This is a genomic window from Enterovibrio nigricans DSM 22720, assembly GCF_900167155.1.
GTDB classification, from domain to species: domain Bacteria; phylum Pseudomonadota; class Gammaproteobacteria; order Enterobacterales; family Vibrionaceae; genus Enterovibrio; species Enterovibrio nigricans.
Genome location: NZ_FUXU01000147.1, coordinates 1 through 5,045 on the forward strand (window position 1 = coordinate 1; position 5,045 = coordinate 5,045).

Annotated in this window: 6 protein-coding genes; 1 reads left to right on the top strand and 5 read right to left on the bottom strand. The window is 43.6% G+C overall.

Features of this window, described 5'->3' with window-relative positions; all coding sequences use genetic code 11:
* Window positions 1-341 (top strand): tyrosine-type recombinase/integrase (locus B5D35_RS22685; protein ID WP_170915254.1); only part of this gene is annotated, 341 nt, incomplete at its 5' end.
* A 151-nt stretch (window positions 342-492) separates the two neighbouring features.
* Here B5D35_RS22685 and B5D35_RS22690 read toward each other — a convergent pair.
* The 5 genes from B5D35_RS22690 to B5D35_RS22710 all read right to left on the bottom strand — a co-directional run bounded on the left by B5D35_RS22690 (window position 493) and on the right by B5D35_RS22710 (window position 4,823).
* Complete coding sequence (locus tag B5D35_RS22690) at window positions 493-981, bottom strand: hypothetical protein (protein WP_078754687.1); 489 nt, start codon at window positions 979-981, stop codon at window positions 493-495.
* A gap of 25 nt (window positions 982-1,006) precedes the next feature.
* Window positions 1,007-1,573: an imm11 family protein gene (locus tag B5D35_RS22695; RefSeq protein ID WP_244556719.1), complete on the bottom strand. Its 567-nt coding sequence runs from the start codon at window positions 1,571-1,573 to the stop codon at window positions 1,007-1,009.
* A 9-nt stretch (window positions 1,574-1,582) separates the two neighbouring features.
* Window positions 1,583-2,335 carry an AHH domain-containing protein gene (locus B5D35_RS22700; RefSeq protein ID WP_078754688.1) on the bottom strand — a complete coding sequence of 251 codons (753 nt, stop codon included), beginning with the start codon at window positions 2,333-2,335 and terminating at the stop codon, window positions 1,583-1,585.
* Window positions 2,336-2,355: 20 nt separating this feature from the next.
* Window positions 2,356-3,858 (bottom strand): PAAR-like domain-containing protein, encoded by a 1,503-nt coding sequence (locus B5D35_RS22705; protein ID WP_078754689.1) that lies wholly within the window; start codon window positions 3,856-3,858, stop codon window positions 2,356-2,358.
* Window positions 3,859-4,055: 197 nt separating this feature from the next.
* Window positions 4,056-4,823 carry a hypothetical protein gene (locus tag B5D35_RS22710; RefSeq protein WP_157828456.1) on the bottom strand — a complete coding sequence of 256 codons (768 nt, stop codon included), beginning with the start codon at window positions 4,821-4,823 and terminating at the stop codon, window positions 4,056-4,058.
* Window positions 4,824-5,045: the final 222 nt, after the last annotated feature.

The following is a 5,045-nucleotide window of genomic DNA, read 5'->3' on the forward strand; positions in this document are numbered from 1 at the left end:
TGACGTTTGTTGATACCAAAAACGGCAAGAACCGTACGGTACCCATCAGCGAAGCACTGGCGATGGAGATTGCAACGGGGAAAAACGGACGTTTATTCTCTAGCTGCTACAAAGAGTTTTACAACGCATTGAAACAGCAAGCGTTCGATTTACCGCTAGGGCAAGCGAGTCATGTTTTACGACACTCCTTTGCCAGTCACTTTATGATGAACGGGGGCAATATTCTCACACTGCAAAAGATATTAGGGCATGCAACAATGTTGCAAACAATGGTGTATGCACACCTCTCACCCGACTATCTGAATGAAGCGGTGAGGCTAAATCCACTGTCCACAATCTGACCGAAAGGGCGGTTTTCAGTGTCTTGTTGCGTCAACGCGTTGAGTGGCAAGACACTGATTAAATCTGCAATTAGTTGATATGTAAATAAAAAACAAAGCACCGAAAGGTGCTTTTTTGTTGGCGCTGATATTTTACTCTTGATATTCGGAGTTAAACGTCGCGTACCCAAACATCTTTTACGTGTTTTTTCAGCAGCTCTATCACGCTTTCATGGATAAACACGTAACCAAAATCTTCTTCGAGCTTAAAGAGTAAGCGCTCTTCGAGAGGGATGTTCTCTAAGCGGGAAAAATCTAGCTCAACAGTGTTCAAATCCAGCCAATTCAACTTTCCGTATTGTTTATCTTCGTTCGTGAGTCGATACGCCTGGTGAATGTATGGCATGCGGAAGTCTTCATACACTTTGATTTGATCGTCAGCGGGTTGGCTTGGCGAGCAGTCGACACGCGCATCCAACCATTCGACACCATGTTTCACGAGCTTTTCCACTTTCTCAGCGATATCGCTGATGATGAAAAGCTTTGGTGAGAATGTCATTTCCAACAGCAAGTCTGGTTCAGCAGGGACGATTGGCTTTGGTGTTTGTTGGAATGGGAATTCTGAAACAAGTCTTTTTGATAAGACTGAGTAGCTGCTCATAGTAATAATCATCTTTATAAATTCACTATACTCTAGGTGTTTCTTCCGATGTATCAAATGAGAAAGCTATAATACTAGTATTTATCTTACCCAATGCATCTAGACGAACTAGCGCTTCAAATATTTCCATAGAAAAAAACGTTTTTGTCATTCCTATCGGTTTAAATACATGCCTTTTACTTTCAGGTAAAAGCCTCAACTTCTCATCAGAAAGATAAAACCTAGTTGTCACATCGGTTATTCTAATACTTTTTTCCAGATCCACAGCATCGACTAGATTATCAATAGCTAAAATATATCGATTGTCAATTACTCCATTTCCAGCACAAGTTAGCTTAGATGGATACATTTCCACTCCATATGGGTCAAAGCTCATTATCAATTCAGCGATGTCTTTAGTAAAATTAAAAGCCCCCCCTCTAATTATATCTAGAGCTTCAATGTTTTGATTATTTTTATCTTGCCATATTATTTCACTAACAGATGTCGTTGGAATAAAGTAATTATCATCATATAATGAGGAACGAATATCCGTTGATATGAATAGCGACTCTCCCTCGTTGAAGTCTTCGTTTATATATGCAACTCTCATTTTTAATCCCTATAATTTCCCAGCAACTTTAAGATAATTGCAGACACCACTAGTTTTGTAGAACATCCTATCCCATATATTACTTATGTCGGGCCAGCCCTGATTATTATGATTACGGCCTTCACATCCAGCACTTCTACAACCCGAGCCACTCGGTGAGAAATCATCCCCCGTATTATGAAGCAATATAGTGAATTCGCTTATCATATCACATATTTTCTGCGACAAATCATTCAACTCTTTACGATATGCTGGTGGTTTCATGTCACAGTGTAACTTCTCTAAAGTTTCGATTAACTCTTGCCTCACGAACTTATGGTATGCTTTCGTCGGATAAGCCTTTATCTTATTTTTATCACTATTCAACATACTAGTTCTTTTTTGAGGATCTCCACCATTCTGCATTGATTCAACGGTTACATTAGAATAAAGCACATCCTCATTTTCGATCTGAACATTTTGAATTGTTTTATTTCCAGTATGTCCACTAGAGTGCCATGGCAATCTATACTTGCAACCAACTTTTCTTGCGATAATTGTATCACTGCTAGGAAGAATCACTAAGTTATCTAAGCAGTTCCAGTTATATCCCATACTGTCAATTTGTTTGATTCGTTCTGATGTAAGAGTTTCGAATTCACTAAAGCTTATTAAGTGGTGACTTGTTAGAGGACAATCACATTCTTCATTAAGCACATGATTTCTTTTTAAGCGATCCTCACCAGGTATATACCTACTTAAAGAATTCTTTGCTTCAACCATTTCATCTCAACCTTTTATATTCATACTAGACATCTTGCTTTTTTTTGTTTATCCGCAATGGCTCTGTTACAGCATTTGCATCGATACTTTTTAACGTTTTTCTCCTCATGTGCCTTATCTTCACTCCTCCCCGCCTGAGATGCCTTCCCTGTGTTATGTGTCGTTTTCGCGGGATAAACAGGATCACTCTTGCCCAAAATTCGGGCAAACAAATCATCAAACTCATCCATGGCTTCTTTGAGCTTATCTGGAACGATTTTATCGATGATTTTTATCTCACCACCCAGGCGAACAAAATATGAGGCCAACTCGTCTGCGCCCATGCGGTTTGCAAATGCGGCAAGTTCAGTGGCGACTTCAATACATGGGTTAAGGACGCTTGAAACAATCTCCGACGTCTGTTTTGCGTAGTCAGCCCAATCTAACGTTCGAAGAAACTTCTCTGGGTCACCTTTACCAAGGCCACGAAGTACGGCGAGCAACGTATCTTTAGATGTCCCCTTACCTGCCTTCAACGCTATCTTACAGGTACCTTTCACCGCACTACCAAAGGTTGGGATACAACCAATCAGTGTGAGCGACAGCGCCAGCCAGTTTTCAGGTTTGTCACGTTCCTCTTCATCGAGTAGTCGTAAAATGTTGGCGGTCAAATCGCGTAAATCGGCAACTTGGTCAACAACGGGGATCATGGTGATGGCGGTATTGGCAATGATCTGTTCAACCGATGCATCATCATTGAAGTCACCCAGTATCACACCCCAGATCCAGCTAGCAGTGCCAGACATCCGTTTCCACGCATTTTCCCAAAAACCCACTTCCCCGCGCTTACTCTTTTCAATCAGATCTTGAGCATTCGCCGAAGGGTTGAAATCTGGGTTGGTTTTCGTGGGGGAATTGGGGGCAAATTCTCGGGTGTCTTCACCATATTCAATACTGAATTCACCGGGTGCGACGCCACCTATGCTTGCTTTGCCTAAGGTATTTAGGTTGCCCTGAAACACGGCACCCGTTTGGTCGGTAAGGGTGTAAGTCGCACCTTGAACAGGATCACCGTCAGAATAGGAAAGAAAAAGATCGACCGTGTACGTTCCCTCTATGTCCTCCGTCACGGTAACAGACGGGTTTTGGGCACCACCTAAACACATGGTGTTGCCTTTGTTCATGGTCATTTGGTCTGATAGGCGACAAACACCTATGCCTTCCATCGTCACATTTGGGGAGGCGGAAATGAATTCGGCTTCTGCTTCAATGGTACCTGACGAAACGCCTTTTTTATCACCGCCGGCGTCACCGGTACTTTTGGAAAACTTACTGCCTTTGATGGCGATGCTGTTACCGCCATCAGCAGTCACTGTAGCTGTGCCGCCCGCTAAATCTGCCGATTTGGCATTGTTACCGTAAGGAATGGGAACAACAGCGTTTCCCTGTGTGGTAAGACAAACATCAGGCAGAGTCGCGTTGGCTTCGCCTCCGGATCCTTGGTGAACAATGCTAAGTCCATTGGCATTTATCGTGACTGACATGACCGTAAATGAGTAGTTGGGTAGTGTTGTATATCATATCAACAACACCCGCCTGCTTTCTGACCAAAATAATAGGTAAAACGCGGTTTTTAAACAAAAAAATAGCACCGACACAATTGGCGGTGCCATCAAAAAGGAAGAGCGTGATCTTGGTTCAGAGACTACTTTTATAGTTCACTGAATCGCTCTCAGCTAACTCAGTTCAGTCGTTGTTCAAGGTATTCAAGGCGCTCCAGTAGGTCAGCGTTAATGTCCTTCATTTGCTGCAATTCTTTCTGTAGATCATCAATACAATTGTTGTAGTCATTGCAGATCTTCATCTTGCCGCCCAACACAGCAAACGTTCTGTCATCTGCCAATTCAGGTAAACTATCTGGGAGAGGCGCTACCCCACGGTCTCGGCCCAAACCAATTGCAACTGAATTAGCACCTGTTACTCTAACGTAATTACCGATTACAGCTGATTTATCTCCTAAAACCCAGTTATGACTACCGATTGCTGAGGATTGATGTCCTTTTACATTCGAACCAAATCCAGCGGAAAAAGAACGGGTACCTTCCGCCGTTCCATCGTTAAAAGCCGTTGCCATCGATCCTAACGCGCGACCATTGCTCCAAGCGGTAGACCAAGTGCCACTTGCGACACCACGAGAGAATGCAGTACTGTCAGAACCAGAAGCTTCACTGCCATTACCCCACGCGGTGCTTTCGCTACCTGTAGCCATGCTACCATAGCCCCATGCAGTGCTATTATCTCCTTCCGCAAGAGTACGTTGTCCCCATGAAGTGCTGTATTTTCCCGTGGATTGACTCTCAGAGCCCCATGCCGTCGACCCTTCTTGTGTAGCCTCTGTTAACCATCCCCAAGCAGTGCTACGACGTCCAATCGCTTGCGTGCTCTCGTCGAGTAGACGACACCTGTTACCAAGTGTCGTCCCTCTAAGAACCCAGCGTGCAACTTTCACCGCACTAGGCTCAAGCCTTCACGAAGGCACCGATTGGCACCCAGCAACTTATAAAGCAGCGAGAGCAGGCTCATGTCAAGAGTTACGGCATTGCTTCTTTGATTTTCTCTTAGCCAAGTATTCTTGGTATTGAGGATCAAAAGGCGTAGCGGCACTCCTGATTTTTACATGTCTCTCTATTGGCACCTTAGCTATTTGAAACAGATTGAACTGACAATCCAT

Coding starts and splice junctions, on each gene's coding strand:
- B5D35_RS22690 (WP_078754687.1), bottom strand. CDS start 981: ATGAGCAGCTACTCAGTCTTATCAAAAAGACTTGTTTCAGAATTCCCA.
- B5D35_RS22695 (WP_244556719.1), bottom strand. CDS start 1,573: ATGAGAGTTGCATATATAAACGAAGACTTCAACGAGGGAGAGTCGCTA.
- B5D35_RS22700 (WP_078754688.1), bottom strand. CDS start 2,335: ATGGTTGAAGCAAAGAATTCTTTAAGTAGGTATATACCTGGTGAGGAT.
- B5D35_RS22705 (WP_078754689.1), bottom strand. CDS start 3,858: ATGTCAGTCACGATAAATGCCAATGGACTTAGCATTGTTCACCAAGGA.